A 19,013-nucleotide genomic window follows, 5' to 3' on the forward strand; every position below is an offset into this window, starting at 1 on the left:
GTTATGAAAAAGCTTTTACACATACCGATTATTTTATACACTATTCTATATCGCCAAGCTCTATATAGAATTAAGAAACGTAAGCTAAATTTTAGTCACGCCAATGTTGATGCCCCTATTGGCATCATAGGACAGCCCAACAAAATAACTTGGGATGCGCAAAATTTTATTTACGTAAAAGTTTCAAATGGAAAGAAGAATACACTAATAACAAAGAACGAATTCCATTTCATAAACAGCAACACTAACAAGAAAATCGGCATTACATGCTACGGAATTAATCAAAAATCAGTCAAAACCTTTGACCTCCATTTTCTAGAAGTTCAAAAAAATCCTCCCCCAGAACCCTTTTTCAAAAAAGAAAATAGCTTGAAATTAAAATCAGAATTCAAAACCATAAATGTCATTCCTTATTTAAAGCCTTCCTTTTCATTAAAACCTTCAACTATAGAAATCACTTCAAATATTCCCGAAACAACTGATTTACAAATTATGATCCATCCCTTGGATTTTTCAGAATTAAAAGAGGAAATACTAAAAGTAGACAAAACACAAGATATTAACATACTAACCAATACCTTAAAAAATGAAAAGAGATTACTACCACAGCCCGACCCCAGACCGTATCATGAAGTTATTATGGAAAGCCGCTGGTTCGGATAGCTATATTCTGCAAAGGTCTACTTATTCAGATCAAGTTAAATACGCCTGTTTGGGCGGCGTTGTTGTTGCCACTGGATTCATGGCGGCACTTGCTGGCGGTTATGCCATGTACACCATTTTTGAACCCAACGGCTCGGTACTTGAAACAGAGACCCACTGGCCCACTGCCATTAAAGCCATTCTATTTGGAGTAATATGGGGTTTGATAATTTTTAATATCGATCGTTTTATTGTAGCTGCAAGTGGTGTGGGTGATGGTACCGAAAAAATCACTTTGAGTGAATTGGGTGGTGCAATCCCGCGCTTGTGTATGGGTATTATCATCGCTATTACCATATCAAAACCTGTTGAGATAAGGATGTTTAAAAGCGAAATTGATTCTGCTCTTTATGCAGAACAGCAAGAATTACAGAAAACGTATGAAGTAAATACCAGAGAAAATTATGCTGAGAGATTTAATGCCCTAGAAGCCCAAGTCTCGGATATTGATAGCAAAAGAGGCGAAATTATGCAGCATCTTACTGATGCTGAAAATAATTATGCGGATGAAATTAAAGGTAAAAATAATGCTCCCGCGGGTGTAGGCAGAAGAGCAGAGGCACTCAAAGTTTTGGCAGATAAATATCAAGTGGAACTTGTAGATTTTGATAAAAATAACGCTGATGAGTTATTAAAATTTAAGGAACAAAGAGAAATCCTATCACAAGAACTCGATACCGAATTAAAGAAAAACCAAACAGTAGCTGCAGGTCTCGATGGTCTTTTGGAACGTATAAAATTAGCCCACGAACTTGCAGGTTTCTGGATTTCTTTATTTATCACCCTTCTCTTTATGGCAATAGAGTTAACGCCCATATTCTTTAAGATGATGCTCACTAAAGGCCCTTACAATTATATGGGAGATAATGTTCGTGAATTATTGCTCGCAGATCAAGGCATAGAAATCCATTATGATTATTATCAGGACAAAAAAGGTCAGGAACGTATAAAAATTGACCACCACCAAGCCCTGAAATTGATTCACCAAAAGAAACAGCTTCTTTTAGCGCAGCAAAAACTGAATGAAAATATAATAGATAAATGGGTTCAAAAGGAAATAGATAAACTGGACAGCAATCTTGAAGACTACATAACCACCAATAAATCATAACACGCATGCAGCTCGTTCTCTGGAAAATTGCTTGTGAGGATTACCAAGTATTACTTCGTGCTTCCAAAAATAGTCGAAGAGCATTCTCATATTCCGGAATAGTAATGTGTCTAAACTATCTTATTGCCTTATTGGGTTTGTATCAATTTTTTGAGATTATTTTCATTAATATTTTTATCGCGCTTATTCTTGGAGCATTCGTTACTGTAGTCTTTATGAACATCTATAAACTTTGTCTAACCACCTTAAACAAAGACGAAAAGAGTTTCAGTCTCAGTTACATTCTTTCTTTGTTGGGCAGATTGATTTTTGTTGGCCTTATAGGTCTATTGGCTATAAAAGGCTTAGAGAGCTTTTTGGTTTTTACAATTTTTGAAAGATTAAATCTAGTTGATTATGAAGGAAAAATACTTTTAAGTCTAAAAGACATCAATAACAAAATACCTTGGATATGGGTTTCCTCTATTTTGTTGTTATTGGTCTTTATTTCACCTTTTCTCGTAAAATTTAGTATTAAACCAAGTAGCAAGTATGTTTTAGAAAAGAGAGCTATCGAAAAGAAAATAATACTTGATGACTATAAGAGATTTAAAGAAATCTACAAGAATATCTTTTATCGTGATTACAAACTGCCCATTGAATACAAGGAAAATTATTTAGACCCTCCATTCAATAACATCCCAATTGTCATTACTAAAAAACTTGGAAACAACGAAGATTTCCTAAACTCACTGACCACTGAAGAAATTAGTTGAAATAAAGAAAGAACGGATAAAAGAAATTTTTATCAAAGGTGATTTTGTTGGCCAATATACTGGTTCAAAAGATTACCTAAAAGCGCTATTTGAAACCGAATACACCTATAACGATTTAAAAATTGATTGGGGTGAGCTCAGTAATTATGTGCAAATTTCAGAGGAGGAATTCAATTCCACAAAAACAGATCGAATTGCAGAACAGACTTACCTTAAAACCGTTAAAGCTTTTCCTTCAATAAAAAATTCAGACTTTGACGGGTATAATCTTTCGCTCTCAGAAATAAAAGCCGAAAATGTTCAAATAGTCCGAGCGCCCCAACAAGACCTGCAACCTTATCTTGGGGATATTCGATTTACCCTTTATGGTAAAATTAGCAAGACGGAATTATTTTCAGAATATGTAGAAGTTGAAGAAGGATCCCCTGTGAATTTCCTTCCAATTCCAGATAATGATCCAACCATTCATACTGACGAGCCAACTATTTCTGAGAATGACCCACCTATTCCGACGCCTCGAGTCAATAGCGGATGTTTTGACGGATGTTTTACAAGCCTTGGATATCTCTTTGCTCTAATTCCATTAATTGGATTACTTTTCTTTTTTACAAGCATTGGTTGGTTGCCAACTATCATAATTCTCATAATTGCCTTATTGGTTTGGTTAATTAACAGATTTCCCTCTTTTGGAAACACCATTGGAAGCAGCCTTGGCTGTGTGCCAAGAATATTTTCAGGTATATTTTCAGTAGGTTTCTTTTTATTGATAGGTTGGGCATTGCTTTCCATGATTATGAAAGGATGCGGAAACGGGTCATCCAATAGTACTTTTCAACCTCCAACCCCAGTGGTGGAAGAAACCGAAAATCTTCAAAAAGAAAAGATAATCAAAACAAAAAATGATGAATTTTCGGATAACCGCGGTAATTCCGATGTGCCAGAAGCAATTTATGACACTCTAAATTCAGGAAAAAACGACCCCATTTTTGATACCTTAATAATCAATAACAGAGTATGGAAGGACTATCACGGCGACATACATAGAATGGATATTGTGTTATCAAAAAGAGATATCCGTATTAGCAGAAACAACAGAAATCAAAACTATATGACCAATGGCTTCGGTGGCCTATACCAAGATTTATCCATTTTTAATGATGCGTTGTTGGAAAGGCTATACATTAGCTTAGATTCTTTAAGACTTACGAAGACAATGGATGAAAAAACATTCGCGGAAGCTATTGTAAGTATGGTTCAAGATATACCTTATAAACTTATTCTTGAAACAGATTGTGAACAAGGCGCACAACAATCTCGCTTTGTTATGGAATATCTTAGCCATTGTTCTGAACCCTGTTGCCTAGGCAACACCAAATTCGGGGTACAGTCTCCACCCGAGTTTTTAGGTAATCTTTATGGTGATTGTGATACAAGAACCCTATGCCTATATACCATTCTAAAACATTTTGATTACGACGTCGGAATAATAAATAGCAACCAATTGGCACACAGCATGCTCGCTATTAATTTACCTTATGAAGGAGTATTTAAACTATATAACAACAAGAGATACTATTTGTGGGAAACAACCAATGTAGGCTTTGTGCCAGGTTACGTATCACCAGATTATAATAATATGAATTTGTGGGAAATGACATTAACTTCTAAATAATTAACTATGAAAACCTCAATCCTTGAAATTACAGTTGCATTACTTTTTAGTGTCCTATTTTATATTCTATACTTAAAATTTGCCATACTAAGAGTTTATAAAAAATACGATTTTGAAATAACCAATGTCTCCGCTGCCATTTATACAACAACTTTAAGCATCGCATTTATTCTAATATACACAGCCATGCCCCAATCCGTTCTCTACGCATACGGTATTATTAAAATGAATTCTATATCCACACTACCCCTATGGAAATCATTTGCTCCTTTATTGGGTCAGTATCTATTACTATTAGTTGTAGTTTATTTTCTTCTTGTATTTATAAGCCGCTATATATTCAAATTATTTATTGGTAAAGAAGGTATATATAATAGGATTGTAAATGAAGAACGAATAAAAGTTATTTTCTTTTCTATGATAACTATTTCCATTTCAATAATTACAAGGTACTTTGTAGAGCAAATTGCCCAACAAATGATTCCAATAAGTAATTCAATCTTTTAAAATTTGAAAAATATAACTTTATTAATCTTATTACTTTCTTTCATTCCTTGCCTCTCCCAAACCCTAACAGGTAAAGTAGTAGGAATAATGGACGGCGACACCTTTAAACTCCTAACCCAAGATTCCACAGTAATAAAAGTGCGACTAGCAAACATAGACTGCCCCGAAAAAAAGCAACCATTCTCCAATAGAGCTAAAGAATTTACTTCACAGAGCATTTTTGGAAAAATGGTCTGCATTGATGTTTTAAAAAAAGACAGATATAGGCGCAGTATTGCCAATGTATTCTATAACGATTCACTAAATTTAAGCTCCCAATTAGTAAAAAACGGTTTGGCTTGGCATTACATAAAATATTCCAAGGATGTAGAACTCCAAAAAATAGAGGACAAGGCAAGAAAAAACAAAATAGGTCTCTGGCAAGATCCAAAGGCAATTCCGCCCTGGGAATGGCGAGATAATAAAAAGAAAAAAATCAAAAAATGAAATTTTTCCAACTACTCCTATTTCTGATTTTCATAGGCTGCTCCACCAAAAGCCCCGCCCAAACAGTTTACACCACCAAAACAGGCGAAAAATACCACACAGCCACCTGCCATTATCTCAAATACTCTAAAAAAGAAATCACACTGGAGCAAGCCATCAACCTAGGCTACCAAGCCTGTTCTGTTTGCAATCCAAACTCCAGTCCAAAGCAGATACAAAATTTGGTGTCACAGTCAAACCAAAACACATCATCGCAAGAAACCGCTACCCAAAAAACCACCGCCACCCAGTGCACCAGCAAAACAAAGGCCGGCAAGCGTTGCAAACGTATGACCAAAAATGCCTCAGGACGTTGCTATCAACATTAATGCGATTAATTTAGCAGTCGGGCAACCTCAATAAAAATTTGAAATTATCAGCGCATTTCAAATTTACTCGGTAACCTTGAACCCCTTCACCTACCTATCCACATTAAATAAAATCATCACGGTATCCGAGTGAATTTTAGTGAGCGAAGCGAAATAAAATTCGCCTGTGCTGAGCTCGCCGAAGAATTACGAGGTTACCAAATTCCAAAAAACCCGACGAATGAATATTTTTAAATTCATATACTAATTCAAAAAGGGAGTGAAGCTTAAAATATAATTTCAAACTCCACTCCCATCCCAATAAGAATAAATGCTTATTACTTGCACCCATTTTTATCACAAGTAATTTTATCATTGGTGTTTACCCAATGGTCTTCTTCTTCCTTGGTATCGGTTCCACATCCCGTGCTCCCGCCTTTATGTCCACTGTGGACAATTCCTGTTGGTGTGTGTTTTACTGCCATAATTTTGAGATTTAAATTGTTAATAAAACTAATATACCTTCCAAATTTTAGCTTTCCTTACGGTTTCCCGTAACTACGTTACTATTTTCCAAAGTAATTTTATGCATATTAATTTAAACAATAAAATGATGGAAAAAATCCAAGCAATTAAACCCGGTCCTAAACCAAAAAAAGAGGATGGGACACCAGACGAGAGAAGACGTGTTACACCGGAGACAAAACCTAAACACCCCGGATTAAAACCGCACAAGCACAAGCCCAAAGATTAACTTAGTTAGCCTAGAGTTAAAAGCCTCTGTATTAAGAGGCTTTTAATTTTAAATCAATTCGGTTGTTGGTTTTAGGCAGGCCCTTCTAACTTTTATCTTCTTGCAGCAGAACCTCCACCGCCAAGTCCTCCTATTCCAAAAATAAACCCCAACCAATAAGTAAATCCAGTATTATTTTCTGCATAAATTCCAATATCAGCACCAAATAACTTACCCACGAGAGAAAATATAATGATGAAGCCATGCCACAATCCCGAAAAAAACCCACATTTACTGTATGTGTAGTCAGCTGGAGCACAGGAGGTGGCACAAGTCAGTGTGATGAGGAGCAAGAGAAATATAATTTTTTGACTTTTCATTTTTGTATTAGTTAATTATTGTACTCCAAAAATAAAACAATCGCAAAGCCATCTTTTACGGAAAACCGTAATTCAAAACTTTTAAAAAGGTAGTAATTACTTTTGTTGCTCAATCAACCCCCTAATTTCTTCTGCTCCCTTTAATTCAGGCTTTATTTTTAAGGCATTGTCAATGTTTTTAATCATATCCCTAAGAACACGGTTTGAATTAGGTTGTTTTTTAACCAGCGTGATTGCGTTAATATAAGTTTCTGTACCCTCTATTTCCTTGTCAAGTATCAGTTGAGCAAGCCCTTTAGTAGCTAAAACCCACCCCAATTCATATTCAGCCATTGCTTTATCACAATATTCAACACATTTATCATATGCTCCATTATCAAATTGTGTTTTTGCCAAGACGCCATACATTTCTGCTTTTTCTTGTTCCTCCGTTTTTGCAATCTTTATTCTAGTTTCGGTAATTGCTACTACTTCAATATTTATTTTAATTGCATCCAGTGAACTGGGGTTCATTAAGCCTAAATAGCAAGTGCCTCGTTTTATATCATCAACTTTTACAATTGCTTGTTTTGTGTTTTGCACCATTCCTTCTGGATATTGAAGAAAGGTTCCACCATTCGCATCCACTTTTTGTAGAAAAAGTTGCACATTTATTTGATCTACTAAGTAAATATCAACAGCAGCTACTCCTTCTGGTACCTTAACTATAGAAATAGTTTGTGAAGTAAGGCCACTTGGATCCATTAGCATAGAGGCCAGCTGTATAGCCAAGTTAAGATTTCCAGTACCGCTTTCCCCTTTAGTAGTAGTAAAGCTATAGTACCATTCCACCGTATTAGGAGGCAAATCAATCTTTATAGAGGTGCGAGATTTTCCTCCAAACTCTGCACGTGTTCCACCATTGAGGTAAATGTCTCTACTATCAATCAATTTTTTGGTTTCTCTGACAATTTTAAATTCTTGACCGAAACTAAACTGCAACATTGAAATAAAAAACAAGGTGATGATAAGCTTTCTTTTCATTGGAGATTTCTAAGCATTCATATTTTCAAATGTAATTATAAATGTACAAAGCAGTTTACGGAAAACCGTAAAAGCGTGCATTTTAATCGGGGAGAATACCAAATATAAAATTTTTTGTTAAATAAAGTGGCTATCTATTTAATCTTTAGAAGATAACCAAAAAAAGCCTCTTAAAGCGGCTTATATTAGTTTGGTTTTTAAAAATTATGGGGTTGTGCAGGGTTTCTGTTTGCTTAATGCTTATTCGAGGTATTTAATTCCAATGCCATTTTAATAAAATCAGAAATACTCTTTCCCATAATCGCCATTCCAGCATCATGGGGATTTTCCAATTTATATCGTCCTTTAGCAGAGCCATTCAATGCGTAATCGTGTCCATCGATAGTAATAATACACCAGTGCCTTTGCCGACACTCAATTATCACATCATCTGCGTAAAATGGCCAATCTCCATCATATTCTGATTTATTAATTTTTTTCCATTTGAAGTTAGGATCTGTTTTTCGTTGAACTTCATCGACAACTGTTCGTCTATGTACCTTTTTTGGCGTCTCTTTATATTTGGTTGTTTGTTTTCTATAATCTTTTGTTCCAAAATCTTTATCGTACAGCAATCCAAAATCCATAAAAGTCGAAGCCGTTATTGCCAATCCTCGTTGACCTAAACACTTAAATACAAATTGTCTTGAAAGTGCGGAAACAAATTTTTCAAATATGATGATTATGTGGTTCGAAATTTTGTGATATACTTCTTGAGCCAAATCAAGGTCTATGAGATTTTCATAATCATTTGAAGTAAGAATACTGTTCTCAAATTTTTCCCAGAGTTTATTTGTGTTAACTCCAATTTTGCTATTATCTGTAATTATATCGAAATTATGATAGCGAGATAGTTTGCCAAACTCTGAAAGAATAAACAGCAATTGACGTAATTCGGAATCATTTTTTATAAAATCCTCGTCTAAATCATATTGCGTTCGGTTAAAATCAAAATAATAATTATCAATTATTTCGCTCAACAATTTCTCTAAATCGTGCCCTAATTCTTTAAGATATTTGAAATTCGGAAGTTCTTTGTGCAGATGGAAATGACCTAAGCAAATATATGCTTTCATAAATCTTTCAAAACCCTGCGATAAAAGCTGAAAGGGAAGAAAGTAAAAACTGTTACTCAAGTTTATATTTTGTAATTCGCCGAAACCTAGTTTAATTAGCTTATCGGACGTTTCAAACTCTTCCAAAAGCACAAAATATTTAAGGTTTTCAATTTCAGCCATAAGATTCTTTCAACATTGAGAACAACTTTTTTATATGCCCTATTTATTATCTTTTATATAATTACCGATATGCTAAGTGCTAATATGCTTTTAATTTGCCTATGAGCCATATTTATGCAAATATAGAACAAACAAAAACTCACACATTACGGAAATCCGTAAAGGGGCTTATTTAACTAGGGAGAATACCAAATATAAAATTTTTGCCGAATTAAATGGTAAACTATTTCATTTTAAGAAGTTATCAAAAAATAAACAATGGAAAGCGGCATATATTTTTTTTAGTTTTTAAGAATTATGGGCTTGTGCAACGGTTACTATCTTTGTTTTACGACTTTTTTAATAAAGTATTTTAAGTATTCTTCATTTAAGTCTTTCTCCAATGAAATATAGTCAAGGTTTCCATTGTCATATTTTGAATTCAAATCTATTTCACTACAAACTGATTTACTAGTTGTTTTGAAGTAGTGATTATCTAAAAGTTTATCGTAGATGAAAAATTTTCCCTTTTCGGAATTGAAAAAGTTATTTATATGAACTTGAGATACAAAATGATGGTTTCTAGGGATACTCATTCGAATGTTGCACAACTTTTTTATACTACCAACTTAGCTAGGTTTAGTTCTCCAATAGGGTTGTCAATGCACAAATTTTTAAAAATTTTTCTTTAATTTGTTTCCAAATTTATAACAAATACAAAACTAACCACGACGGTAAACCGTAAAGAGATTTTTTAATCTTAGAGTGGAATTTATTTAACATTATGTTTCTCATATATACTTTCACAAAGTTTTGAAACAAATTCTTGCATAGCATACTTAACGAATTGGAGTTCGGAAGACGAATATTGAATTTTTTCGTTTGGTTCAATTTGGAGCTTAATATCTCTTGGCCTTGCTGGATTTATCTGATTAATAAATTTCTGATCCGCGAAACCCAATGAATGCACTATTGCATGTCTTGAACATTGAGCCAATATTATAGTATTACAGATTGAATCCTTTTTTATTTCAATATTAAGATATTTCTTATATGTTTTCATAATAGAATTCATATTTTGGAAATTGACATCATTGTTTTGCTTTATCAATTTTATATCTAAATCGGGTCTTTGATTATGGGAATTTAATCTGTAAATCGTATGCTTAAAAATGTCATCAACTATAGAGGTGAAATATGAAACTTGTAAAACCAAGCATGAATTGAACATTGAAAGATATTTAATTCTCAGTGAGTTATTTTCTCTAACCGTTTTCATAGTCTGCAAAGTTCCTTCAGCTAAATACAAAGGGTTATTTATTTCAAAGGGGCCAGATTTTAATCTTTCATTTAAATTTTCAATATGATTTATACATAAATCAAGAATGATTTTATCAAATGATATTAATTCATCCACTGTTCGTAAATGTTCATCAAAACGGTCTTCAATTTTTTGTAATGTATTCATTTAATAATATTATTGAGGCTTATTACAATGAATGTTATTTTTCAAATATAAAACAAACACAAACCCACCCATTACGGAAAACTGTAGGAGTGGGTTTAATATTGGGGAGAATAATAAGTACTTCTTAATTTATTTATTTTTCTTTCAGTTCCTTAATGTATTTTTCGACATCAATTTGCATATCGAATAGATTAACTTTCTTTAAATTTAATCCCTGCGCAAATAGAATTAATTTATCTAAAGTAGTATTACCTTCACCTCTTTCGATAGAACCAATTGTAAATTTAGTTAACCCAGGATGATTATCTGCCAGTTCCTGTTGAGAAATATGAGGTTTATTATATTCTTTACTAGGAATTTTCTCCCTTAATTTAAATAAGTAATTACCAATTTTTTCCTTCTCAGTCACTTTGATTCTCTTTAACTATTGATAAATTTCTTACTTATTAATAATATTTATGGTATGATATATCTTACCGTTAAGTATTTTTTATTATATTTGTTTTTATAATATAAATTTGCGATTCTTCTAAGAGCAAAACATTAGAAGCTTTCGCTTTGATTCTCGGATTGAAAACTGGTAATTTTAGGAACGAGATGATAAGCAGATTGCTCACGACCCGGGCGTGGGCTCTCTTATTGTCTCAAGGTAACTAGTACCTCTAACGCAATAAGTTGAGTTCCGCACCTACTTTTTTCTATGGGTTTTAAAACCAGGTAGTATTGTGGTGTAGCTATATTCAACTGTCTTGTTTATAAGATAAAACGGTGCAGATAGCGCTGGGAAAATTAATTTCCTCTAAAATAGCAATGCTATGCCTAATGGTACATCACATCTCAAAAAATTGGCGGGGTATAGATCGCTCTTTGATGCGCTCTATCCACCCCTTTGCCTATTTGCCAATAAGTACCTCAACGACATGGATACTTCCAAAGACATCGTTCAGGAGGTGTTTATTAAAATCTGGGAGAAGCAGCCAGCATTTACACACCTCAACACTACCAAAGCCTACTTTTATACCACGGTTAAAAACCATTGTCTTAATTACTTAAAAAGCAAGCACTACAAAACAATAGCGAATGCCAACCCCTTAGATTTGACAATGCAACAATCCGAAGAATATTTTTATTCGGAAATAGTTACGGCAGAAACCTATAATCAGCTATATAAGGCCATAAATACACTCCCAAAAAAATCAGCCAAAGTCATCACGCTTTCCCTAAACAAGTATACCACGAATGAAATTGCCGAAGAACTCAATATCACCCCGAGTACGGTAAGAACCCAAAAAAGTCTCGCCTATCAAAAACTTAAAGGTCTATTGGCTCCTTTAAAATATTTATTTTCATTTTTTCCATAATAGCGTCCTAAACGTTTTTTAATAAATCCAATTGCTTCAGGTTGCTTTTATTATCTCACAGACCAATATATTTTCAGCTGCAGTTGTGGGCGCAGAGATATTTGATCTTACAACAACTTATCACACCATAAACAGGGACACCGGCATTGAGGAACATTGGCACTCTGAAAATCAACAGTAACAAATGGGCAAAAGTTTTTATGAAGGTAAGGAGCTGTACAATCGGAACTCCCCATTGGTATATGCCCAGAACAGAAAGACCCCGACCCTAATTTGGACGGGTAACAAGAATTATCAGGTATATTGGCATTAAAGCGAAGCCAATTACCTTGCCTTACGACGCCTAAATATGGAAGTGGAATTACCCCCGCTGGCGCAAGCGTCCCGCTCATGTCCCCACGCTGGCGCGAGCGTCCCGCTCGTGTCCTCAATAGTTAGAATTAAAGTAAAAAGACTAATTCTCCACCTAAATGGAATAAATAATTTTCCTGATCGGTCTTAAATTTTGTCTATGGTGGTTTAGCTCTAAAGTTCATCAGTTTTATAAGTGATTTCCGGTCTTCACTATTAGTTATTTCTAAATTAAATAATAAGGGTTTAACTTAAAATCTATTCAAAGCTAATTCTAACTCCGGTAAGTATTTTACGGAAAACCGTAATGGCTAAAATTTTAATTCATTGCAAACCTCTAGCACCCACAAGTAAAATCAAAGTAAGGTTCTCCCCCCCCTGTCCGCGTAAATTTCAAAAAGCGCAGCGAAACTATATTCATCACGGTGCCCGAGTGAATTTCAAAAAAGCGAAGCGGTTTTGAAATTAGTGTCGAGGCCACCAATCTCGGTCCCTTCGATACAACCTCCTATCGTCGGCCACTCAGGGACCTGCATTGCGTTAAAAAAAGTAAAGATCATGACGGTGTCCGAGTGAATTTGAACCAGCGTTAGCAGATTCAAATTAGTATCGAGGACACCAGCACCAAAACCTACCCGGTGACCGAGTGAATTTGAAGCAGCGACAGCAAATTCAAATTAGTATCGAGGCCACCACAAACCAAATCATCACGGTGTCCGAGTGAATTTTAAGCAGCGACAGCAAATTCAAATTAGTATCGAGGCCACCACCATCCAAACCTCCCCGGTGTCCGAGTGAATTCCAAAGAGCGCAGCGAATTGGAATTAGTATCGAGGCCACCAAATCCCCAAATATTCACTAATTTTATAATATGGCCAACGGCTTTATGTACATATTACTATGCAATGATTGCACCTATTATACAGGAAGCACAAAAGATTTGGAATTAAGATTCATCCAACATCAAACAGGTGAAGGATCAAATTACACAAAAAACAGGCTACCAGTCAAACTGATTTATTTTGAAGAATATGATAGAATAGATTTAGCCTTTTACAGAGAAAAACAAGTACAGCGATGGTCTCGAAAAAAGAAAGAAGCATTAATCTCCGGAGAAAATTATTTATTACCTGAATTGGCTAAAAAATCTTCAGAAATTAAATTTTCATATCCTGGGTAACTGAGTAAATTCTAAAATTCAAGGCTAAACCTCCCCGGTGTCCGAGTGAATTTCAAAAAAGCGACGCGCCTTTGAAATTTGTATCGAGGCCACCACAAAACAAATCATCATGGTGTCCGAGTGAATTTCAAAAAAGCGCAGCGGCTTTGAAATTTGCCTGTGCTGAGCCTGTCGAAGTGTATCGAGGCCACCCCTTACGTCCACCGCATAAAGTTTCTAATTTTTTATTAAAATATTTCGCCGGTGGCCACCTTCCCCTATTATGATGCAGCTATTTTATTAAAGTTTTTGCTGAGGGGAAGGAGCTTTTATAATTAGGTCTATAAAAATCGAAGCAATAATATCCAAGGTGTCCGAGTGAATTTCAAAAGAGCGCAGCGGCTTTGAAATTAGTATCGAGGACACCAATGCAATATTTCCCGGGTGTCCGAGTGAATTTCAAAGAGCGAAGTGTATCGAGGCCACGCAACCGTCTCACGTCTAACTCATAAAGACTGACAACCTAAAACCTCAAACCCAACACTAGAACTTAGGCTATAAATTTTGTATGTCAGGAATATTGAACACAAAATGTAAACAAATTTGTTTATATTTGCAGTATGGATACACTACTAAAATATAAAGGCATACACCCAGGGATTGTTTTGGAACGTGAATTTAAAAAACGTTCCCTAAAACAACGCCCCTTTGCTATTGCTATAAATGAGCATCCGCAAACATTGAATGCCATAACTAAAGGCAAGAGAAGCCTAAACACAGCTTTGGCACTTAAGATTGAGGAAAAAATGGGATTGGAGGAAGGCATCTTGGCAATCCTTCAGACCTATTACGATATCCGTATAGAAAAAGAAAAACAGCATCCTGAAACCCCTAATCTTGCTTTACTGCGCAAATCACTTTTTTGGGATACAGCTATTAACCATATTGATTGGAAAAAACAATATAAAGCAGTTATTAAAAGAATATTTGAACGTGGTAATGAAATTGAGAAAAGTGAGATTATTCGTTTCTATGGTAAACAGAAAGTAGATGATGTGTTGAATTCAATAAGCAGAAAACCTTATACACTTTCCGCCAACTAAACTATGGAAGATGCTACACTACAACACAGTAAACAATTTACTTCGCAATTGCTTATTGCAGTTAATGACTGCCAAAGAATTCAGTAGCTTCAGACTTGTTGGTGGTACTTCCCTTAGTCTTCAAATAGGCCACCGGGAGTCTGTGGATATAGATCTTTTTAGTGATGTTCCCTACGGCACAATAGATTTTGAAGGGATAACAGCATACCTAAAAGCGCATTTTCCATATGTTGACCACCTAGATATAGCTCCTGCAATCGGTAAATCTTATTTTATAGGAGAAAATAAGAATAATGCTGTAAAGCTGGATGTTTACCATACTGATACTTTTATAGAACCCCTGTTATTAATCGATTCAATTCGTCTGGCCACAGTAACGGAAATTATTGCAATGAAATTAGATGTGGTCCTGCGTGGGGGACGAAAAAAGGATTTTTGGGATTTGCATGCGCTGTTTGACAACTACACTATTGAACAAATGCTAGCATTACACAAGCAGCGGTATCCATATACTCACGACGCAGAACTGATACTCCACAATCTCACAGATTTTTCACAGGCAGATGATGATTTTGATCCCATTTGTTTATTAGGTAAATACTGGGAATTCATTAAGGATGACATTCTTACTATTGTTGAAGCTTATAGAGATACTAAAAATGGAAATGTCTGATCTGGGAAATAAGTCTTATACTACAAATAGAACAAAACGCTATACCTCCACGGTGTCCAAGCAAATATCACCAAGACTCATCACGGTGTCCGCGTGAATTTCAAAAAAGCGCAGCGACTTTGAAATTAGCCCGTGCTGAGCCTGCCTGTCCTGAGCTTGTCGAAGGGTCGAAGTATATCGAGGCCACCCCGCAATATCTCCCCGGTGTCCGAGTAAATTTCAAAAAGCGCAGCGAAACTATATTCACCACGGTGTCCGAGTAAATTTCAAAAAGCGTAGCGGCTTTGAAATTAGTATCGAGGCCACCACAAGCCCTAAACCTCAACCCCCAAAACATCAACCCCAACAGCATTCGCACTCTTAAACAAATAATAAGTACTCTCCACCTTTTGATAAAACTTCATCCCCAAAACCGCAACGGCAAATCCACCCACATCAGGTAATTCAGTGTTCATCTCAAAAGAAGTTGCACTATACTGTTTATCCATATAAAGCGGTGAACTATTCTTTAAACTGAATTCCAACGTATTGAAATCAAAGTGCAAAAGTCCTAAAGTGAGCGCAATATGTGTGGCCCCAGCAGGAAAACTGACGTTCTTAACATCAAAATTCGAAACACTAAGAGTTCGGGTATTAAAATCAAAGTTTAAAGAAGCAGCCAATACCTCAATCACATTACATGATGGAGTAAAAACAAAACTGCCAAGTAACTCCACTCCCAAAGGTGTTCTTAATCCTTCACCCACGCACCTTTTACCTCTGCTATTCACAGGGTCTAGATTCTTCAACTTTGTAAACAATTGTATCATCCGCCCATGCAACGCTCCATCCTTGCGCACGCATAAAAAGGGAGCAAGGGCAATCCGAAAAACCTTCTTTGTCCTACTACACCGGCCAAACTCCGTTGCGTTTTCCATAGTCCGAACTAAACTCTCCTTATTTTTCGGATTCTTGCTGAAACCACCTCCAGCTGCCCGCGCCAGATGCCCCCCAACTTTGGATTTATAATAATTAATACCATCAATAGTGCCTTTTAACTTAATAGTTCCTGTTTGCTTCGCCATAATACTGGTTTTTAAGCTTCTAAGATAATAAATAATTTATAGTTCAAACAATATATAGTATATTTATAGTGTGTTTAAAGTATACATATAGTAACTTTATAGTATGTCTAAACCGCTAAGAAAATACTACATATTTAATATAAATCAATACCATTCTGTAAAAACTCAATGGTTTACACACCCAAATCAGTTAAGTTTAAAAAAAACGGCTAAGAAATAAGGCAAATAGTATCTTAAAAGAATAAACGCTTATAGTTATTTAATTACAACCCATAATTTTATTTGCACTGAATATTCCATTCATCATTTAGAAATTATAACTTCGTACCAATTAAGTTAAACTATGATAGTTCACGATTTTAGCAACAAAAAGTCAGTTCTCAACCAATTTATTTCGGAAATGCGCGATGTTTCCATTCAAAAAGATTCGATGCGTTTTCGAAAAAACATTGAACGCATTGGCGAAATTCTAAGTTACGAAATGAGTAAAACTTTGAATTATAAATCGCAACTTGTGAGGACGCCATTGGGAGAAAAAGAAATGCGAGTTCCCGTAAATGATTTGGTTGTTTGTTCCATATTACGAGCTGCTTTACCGTTTCATAATGGTATTCTGAATTTTTTTGACAAGGCTGAAAATGCTTTTATTTCAGCTTTTAGGCATCATCCGGATGGCGATGATGATTTTGAAGTAATCGTGAAATACTTAGCTTCCCCGTCTATTGAAAATAAAACGCTGATTTTAACGGACCCGATGTTGGCAACAGGAAAAACCTTGGAAAACGTTTTGAAAGCTTTTGAAAAGCACGGCACGCCCAAGCAGATTCATATTCTTTCAATTATTGGTGCCAAACCTGGCATTGAATATATAAAACCCATTTTCCCTGAAAACACCCATCTTTGGATTGCCGCCGTGGACGACACACTAAATAGTCGAGGCTATATAGTTCCCGGACTTGGCGATGCCGGTGATCTTGCTTTTGGCGAAAAACTCTAGAGTTTCAAATTATTTCTTGGTGAGTGTAAAAAACAATTCACTGCCAGCTCGCGGTGGTATTGAATTATAAGCACTCTCCATCTTTTCAATTTTAAATTCTTCTGAAAAAAGAGTGCGATATTCACTTTCGCTTCCTCCGAAAGGTGGCTTGTCATTGTTTAAAGGAATGTTGAAAAGCAATCCAACCAATTTCCCATAAGGTTTTAATAATTGAAGCATTTTTGATACGTAATCTCTTCGAAGTTCCGGTTCTAAGGCACAAAAAAAGGTTTGTTCCAGAATCAGATCGAAAGTATCTTGAAGTTTAAAAAAGTCTGAATGCAAAAGATTTTTCTTAGGAAAGGAAGGAATTCGTTTTGACAAATTCTTTAAAGGAATCGAAGAGATATCAATCACAAAAACGTTGTTGAATCCTTTATCAAAAAGATATTCCGTCTCGCATGAATTACCGCCGCCTGGAATTAATATTTTCAGGTTTTTATCTGAAAGTCGATCAATATATTCTTTTAAAGGTGTAGAAACATAGCCAATATCCCAGCCTGTTTCGCCGCTAAGATATTTTTGATTCCAAAAAGATTCTAGATCTTTCATAAGTCATTTTTCAATTTATACAACTAATTCTAATTATCTCTTTTTGTCTTTCTTTGTTAAGGGATCAACTCACATTAATTTGCAGTGATCCTCAAACTATTCAGATTATTCTATTTCATTGTCATACATATAATCGGCTATTTGGCGAATAGTGTTCTCTGGATAAAATTGATAAGGCATCAAGCCAAATTTCTTAACTTCTTCTGGCATTTTTGATTTTTCCGAAGAAGGATTTTTAGTCCATTCAATTATTTCCGCTACAAAATCTTCTTTTGAAGTATCTTCAGAAATATAATTCATTTTCACTGCAATCATTGGCGGTGCCATCATTTCTTCCTCTGTAGATTTCGGATTGTGGCAAGCATAACAGTTGTTTTCCATTAATTTTTTTCCAGGATGTTCTTGGCTCAGTTTAAATTCAACACTTTCATTCTTTTCAGTTATTGTCAAATAACTACTGTGATTTTGATTATTACAAGCCGCTAAAAGTATTATGAAAAAAAGTGTTGCTAAAAATCTCATATATCAAGTTTTAGGTTGTGAACAAATTAAAATTTATGTAACAGAGTATTATTAATGCTAACAAAAGTTAGAATTCCAGCAAATATAAAGAAAGCTCTGATTAGCAAAATTAAAGCGAAACTATCTGAATACTATTTCTATAGAGTTCTATTTTCCCAAGAGATTCAAGCTTTTTAAGCAAGCGCGAAACCACTACACGAGATGTGTTAAGCTCATAAGCAATTTCCTGATGTGTGGAATTAATCACAGAATCATTGGTTACCTTTTGCTTATTCTGAAGGTATTTTACGAGGCGCTCATCCATATTAAGAAACGCAATGCTGTCAATGGTTTCAAGCATTTCGGTAAGGCGTTTTTGGTAACTTTGAAATACAAAATTCCGCCAACTTTTATACTTGCCCGTCCATTCCTCCATTTTTTGGATGGGAATCATAATTAATGTTGTGTCAAGTTCCGCAATTGCCCGAATTTCGCTCTTTTTCTGACCTAAACAACAAGTTAAAGTCATTGCGCAAGTATCGCCGCGCTCTAAGAAATAGAGCAATAGTTCGTCTCCATTATCATCTTCTCTCAAAATTTTAATTGCACCCGAAATTAGCAGAGGCATAGACCTCACATAATCACCAATTTCTATCAATTTTTCGCCTTCTACTACTTCTTTTAAAACACCTACCTCATTGATTTCCAGAATGAGTGCTTCTTCAAAAATATGAGTGAAATTTTCTCTAATATTATCAATCATGAAAAAGTTT

At 35.1% G+C, this 19,013-nt stretch carries 23 protein-coding genes; 12 read left to right on the forward strand and 11 right to left on the reverse strand.

What is annotated here, in order from left to right:
• Nucleotides 1-3: 3 nt before the first annotated feature.
• The 7 genes from AEQSU_RS00925 to AEQSU_RS16560 all read left to right on the forward strand — a co-directional run bounded on the left by AEQSU_RS00925 (nt 4) and on the right by AEQSU_RS16560 (nt 5,601).
• Nucleotides 4-663 (forward strand): hypothetical protein, encoded by a 660-nt coding sequence (locus tag AEQSU_RS00925; protein WP_014780971.1) that lies wholly within the window; start codon nt 4-6, stop codon nt 661-663.
• Nucleotides 629-1,813 carry a DUF4407 domain-containing protein gene (locus AEQSU_RS00930; RefSeq protein ID WP_014780972.1) on the forward strand — a complete coding sequence of 395 codons (1,185 nt, stop codon included), beginning with the start codon at nt 629-631 and terminating at the stop codon, nt 1,811-1,813. Before AEQSU_RS00925 ends, AEQSU_RS00930 begins: the two co-directional genes overlap by 35 nt.
• 5 nt (nt 1,814-1,818) lie before the next feature.
• Nucleotides 1,819-2,568: a hypothetical protein gene (locus AEQSU_RS00935; protein ID WP_014780973.1), complete on the forward strand. Its 750-nt coding sequence runs from the start codon at nt 1,819-1,821 to the stop codon at nt 2,566-2,568.
• Between the two features lie 148 nt (nt 2,569-2,716).
• Nucleotides 2,717-4,240: a hypothetical protein gene (locus AEQSU_RS00940; protein ID WP_014780974.1), complete on the forward strand. Its 1,524-nt coding sequence runs from the start codon at nt 2,717-2,719 to the stop codon at nt 4,238-4,240.
• A gap of 6 nt (nt 4,241-4,246) precedes the next feature.
• Nucleotides 4,247-4,747 carry a hypothetical protein gene (locus AEQSU_RS00945; protein ID WP_014780975.1) on the forward strand — a complete coding sequence of 167 codons (501 nt, stop codon included), beginning with the start codon at nt 4,247-4,249 and terminating at the stop codon, nt 4,745-4,747.
• Between the two features lie 3 nt (nt 4,748-4,750).
• Complete coding sequence (locus tag AEQSU_RS00950) at nt 4,751-5,233, forward strand: thermonuclease family protein (protein ID WP_014780976.1); 483 nt, start codon at nt 4,751-4,753, stop codon at nt 5,231-5,233.
• Entirely contained in the window at nt 5,230-5,601 is a 372-nt protein-coding gene (locus AEQSU_RS16560; RefSeq protein WP_157429235.1) for a hypothetical protein, read from the forward strand. Before AEQSU_RS00950 ends, AEQSU_RS16560 begins: the two co-directional genes overlap by 4 nt.
• A gap of 317 nt (nt 5,602-5,918) precedes the next feature.
• Here the strand turns inward: AEQSU_RS16560 and AEQSU_RS16565 are convergent, their stop codons facing one another.
• The 7 genes from AEQSU_RS16565 to AEQSU_RS00975 all read right to left on the reverse strand — a co-directional run bounded on the left by AEQSU_RS16565 (nt 5,919) and on the right by AEQSU_RS00975 (nt 10,849).
• Nucleotides 5,919-6,065: a hypothetical protein gene (locus tag AEQSU_RS16565; protein ID WP_014780977.1), complete on the reverse strand. Its 147-nt coding sequence runs from the start codon at nt 6,063-6,065 to the stop codon at nt 5,919-5,921.
• Nucleotides 6,066-6,426: 361 nt separating this feature from the next.
• Entirely contained in the window at nt 6,427-6,693 is a 267-nt protein-coding gene (locus AEQSU_RS16570) for a hypothetical protein (protein ID WP_014780979.1), read from the reverse strand.
• 96 nt (nt 6,694-6,789) lie between these two features.
• On the reverse strand, nt 6,790-7,716 hold the full coding sequence (locus tag AEQSU_RS00955; RefSeq protein ID WP_014780980.1) for a hypothetical protein: 927 nt from the start codon (nt 7,714-7,716) through the stop codon (nt 6,790-6,792).
• 233 nt (nt 7,717-7,949) lie between these two features.
• The gene (locus AEQSU_RS00960; protein WP_014780981.1) at nt 7,950-8,993 is read right to left on the reverse strand and encodes a hypothetical protein; all 1,044 of its coding nucleotides are present in this window, start codon (nt 8,991-8,993) and stop codon (nt 7,950-7,952) included.
• A 317-nt stretch (nt 8,994-9,310) separates the two neighbouring features.
• Nucleotides 9,311-9,568: a DUF4238 domain-containing protein gene (locus tag AEQSU_RS00965; protein WP_014780982.1), complete on the reverse strand. Its 258-nt coding sequence runs from the start codon at nt 9,566-9,568 to the stop codon at nt 9,311-9,313.
• Nucleotides 9,569-9,744: 176 nt separating this feature from the next.
• Entirely contained in the window at nt 9,745-10,440 is a 696-nt protein-coding gene (locus AEQSU_RS00970) for a hypothetical protein (RefSeq protein ID WP_014780983.1), read from the reverse strand.
• 133 nt (nt 10,441-10,573) lie between these two features.
• On the reverse strand, nt 10,574-10,849 hold the full coding sequence (locus tag AEQSU_RS00975; RefSeq protein ID WP_014780984.1) for a helix-turn-helix transcriptional regulator: 276 nt from the start codon (nt 10,847-10,849) through the stop codon (nt 10,574-10,576).
• Nucleotides 10,850-11,255: 406 nt separating this feature from the next.
• Here AEQSU_RS00975 and AEQSU_RS00980 point away from each other — a divergent pair, with 406 nt between their 5' ends.
• From AEQSU_RS00980 to AEQSU_RS00995, 4 genes are all read left to right on the forward strand, one after another.
• Entirely contained in the window at nt 11,256-11,801 is a 546-nt protein-coding gene (locus tag AEQSU_RS00980) for an RNA polymerase sigma-70 factor (RefSeq protein WP_014780985.1), read from the forward strand.
• Between the two features lie 1,237 nt (nt 11,802-13,038).
• Nucleotides 13,039-13,332: a GIY-YIG nuclease family protein gene (locus AEQSU_RS00985; protein WP_157429236.1), complete on the forward strand. Its 294-nt coding sequence runs from the start codon at nt 13,039-13,041 to the stop codon at nt 13,330-13,332.
• 599 nt (nt 13,333-13,931) lie between these two features.
• A complete protein-coding gene (locus AEQSU_RS00990; protein WP_014780987.1) occupies nt 13,932-14,414 on the forward strand; it encodes a helix-turn-helix transcriptional regulator in 483 nt (160 codons plus the stop codon).
• A 10-nt stretch (nt 14,415-14,424) separates the two neighbouring features.
• Nucleotides 14,425-15,087: a nucleotidyl transferase AbiEii/AbiGii toxin family protein gene (locus AEQSU_RS00995; RefSeq protein ID WP_014780988.1), complete on the forward strand. Its 663-nt coding sequence runs from the start codon at nt 14,425-14,427 to the stop codon at nt 15,085-15,087.
• 314 nt (nt 15,088-15,401) lie between these two features.
• Here the strand turns inward: AEQSU_RS00995 and AEQSU_RS01000 are convergent, their stop codons facing one another.
• Entirely contained in the window at nt 15,402-16,151 is a 750-nt protein-coding gene (locus tag AEQSU_RS01000) for a hypothetical protein (protein ID WP_014780989.1), read from the reverse strand.
• Nucleotides 16,152-16,494: 343 nt separating this feature from the next.
• On the opposite strand from AEQSU_RS01000, the gene upp reads away from it, so the two are divergent.
• Nucleotides 16,495-17,148 carry a uracil phosphoribosyltransferase gene (gene upp, locus AEQSU_RS01005; RefSeq protein ID WP_014780990.1) on the forward strand — a complete coding sequence of 218 codons (654 nt, stop codon included), beginning with the start codon at nt 16,495-16,497 and terminating at the stop codon, nt 17,146-17,148.
• Between the two features lie 9 nt (nt 17,149-17,157).
• On the opposite strand, the gene AEQSU_RS01010 is transcribed toward upp, so the two are convergent.
• From AEQSU_RS01010 to AEQSU_RS01020, 3 genes are all read right to left on the reverse strand, one after another.
• Nucleotides 17,158-17,739, reverse strand: coding sequence for a methyltransferase domain-containing protein (locus tag AEQSU_RS01010; protein ID WP_014780991.1), 582 nt, complete (start codon nt 17,737-17,739; stop codon nt 17,158-17,160).
• A gap of 105 nt (nt 17,740-17,844) precedes the next feature.
• A complete protein-coding gene (locus AEQSU_RS01015) occupies nt 17,845-18,261 on the reverse strand; it encodes a c-type cytochrome (RefSeq protein WP_014780992.1) in 417 nt (138 codons plus the stop codon).
• A gap of 109 nt (nt 18,262-18,370) precedes the next feature.
• On the reverse strand, nt 18,371-19,003 hold the full coding sequence (locus AEQSU_RS01020; protein ID WP_014780993.1) for a Crp/Fnr family transcriptional regulator: 633 nt from the start codon (nt 19,001-19,003) through the stop codon (nt 18,371-18,373).
• Nucleotides 19,004-19,013 lie beyond the last annotated feature (10 nt).

The organism is Aequorivita sublithincola DSM 14238 (assembly GCF_000265385.1).
GTDB classification, from domain to species: domain Bacteria; phylum Bacteroidota; class Bacteroidia; order Flavobacteriales; family Flavobacteriaceae; genus Aequorivita; species Aequorivita sublithincola.

Excerpts from the sequence above, each read along its gene's own strand:
- AEQSU_RS00925 (WP_014780971.1), top strand. The coding sequence starts at position 4 with ATGAAAAAGCTTTTACACATACCGATTATTTTATACACTATTCTATAT.
- AEQSU_RS00930 (WP_014780972.1), top strand. The coding sequence starts at position 629 with ATGAAGTTATTATGGAAAGCCGCTGGTTCGGATAGCTATATTCTGCAA.
- AEQSU_RS00935 (WP_014780973.1), top strand. The coding sequence starts at position 1,819 with ATGCAGCTCGTTCTCTGGAAAATTGCTTGTGAGGATTACCAAGTATTA.
- AEQSU_RS00945 (WP_014780975.1), top strand. The coding sequence starts at position 4,247 with ATGAAAACCTCAATCCTTGAAATTACAGTTGCATTACTTTTTAGTGTC.
- AEQSU_RS16560 (WP_157429235.1), top strand. The coding sequence starts at position 5,230 with ATGAAATTTTTCCAACTACTCCTATTTCTGATTTTCATAGGCTGCTCC.
- AEQSU_RS16565 (WP_014780977.1), bottom strand. The coding sequence starts at position 6,065 with ATGGCAGTAAAACACACACCAACAGGAATTGTCCACAGTGGACATAAA.
- AEQSU_RS16570 (WP_014780979.1), bottom strand. The coding sequence starts at position 6,693 with ATGAAAAGTCAAAAAATTATATTTCTCTTGCTCCTCATCACACTGACT.
- AEQSU_RS00955 (WP_014780980.1), bottom strand. The coding sequence starts at position 7,716 with ATGAAAAGAAAGCTTATCATCACCTTGTTTTTTATTTCAATGTTGCAG.
- AEQSU_RS00960 (WP_014780981.1), bottom strand. The coding sequence starts at position 8,993 with ATGGCTGAAATTGAAAACCTTAAATATTTTGTGCTTTTGGAAGAGTTT.
- AEQSU_RS00965 (WP_014780982.1), bottom strand. The coding sequence starts at position 9,568 with ATGAGTATCCCTAGAAACCATCATTTTGTATCTCAAGTTCATATAAAT.
- AEQSU_RS00970 (WP_014780983.1), bottom strand. The coding sequence starts at position 10,440 with ATGAATACATTACAAAAAATTGAAGACCGTTTTGATGAACATTTACGA.
- AEQSU_RS00980 (WP_014780985.1), top strand. The coding sequence starts at position 11,256 with ATGCCTAATGGTACATCACATCTCAAAAAATTGGCGGGGTATAGATCG.
- AEQSU_RS00985 (WP_157429236.1), top strand. The coding sequence starts at position 13,039 with ATGTACATATTACTATGCAATGATTGCACCTATTATACAGGAAGCACA.
- AEQSU_RS00990 (WP_014780987.1), top strand. The coding sequence starts at position 13,932 with ATGGATACACTACTAAAATATAAAGGCATACACCCAGGGATTGTTTTG.
- AEQSU_RS00995 (WP_014780988.1), top strand. The coding sequence starts at position 14,425 with ATGCTACACTACAACACAGTAAACAATTTACTTCGCAATTGCTTATTG.
- AEQSU_RS01000 (WP_014780989.1), bottom strand. The coding sequence starts at position 16,151 with ATGGCGAAGCAAACAGGAACTATTAAGTTAAAAGGCACTATTGATGGT.
- upp (WP_014780990.1), top strand. The coding sequence starts at position 16,495 with ATGATAGTTCACGATTTTAGCAACAAAAAGTCAGTTCTCAACCAATTT.
- AEQSU_RS01010 (WP_014780991.1), bottom strand. The coding sequence starts at position 17,739 with ATGAAAGATCTAGAATCTTTTTGGAATCAAAAATATCTTAGCGGCGAA.
- AEQSU_RS01015 (WP_014780992.1), bottom strand. The coding sequence starts at position 18,261 with ATGAGATTTTTAGCAACACTTTTTTTCATAATACTTTTAGCGGCTTGT.
- AEQSU_RS01020 (WP_014780993.1), bottom strand. The coding sequence starts at position 19,003 with ATGATTGATAATATTAGAGAAAATTTCACTCATATTTTTGAAGAAGCA.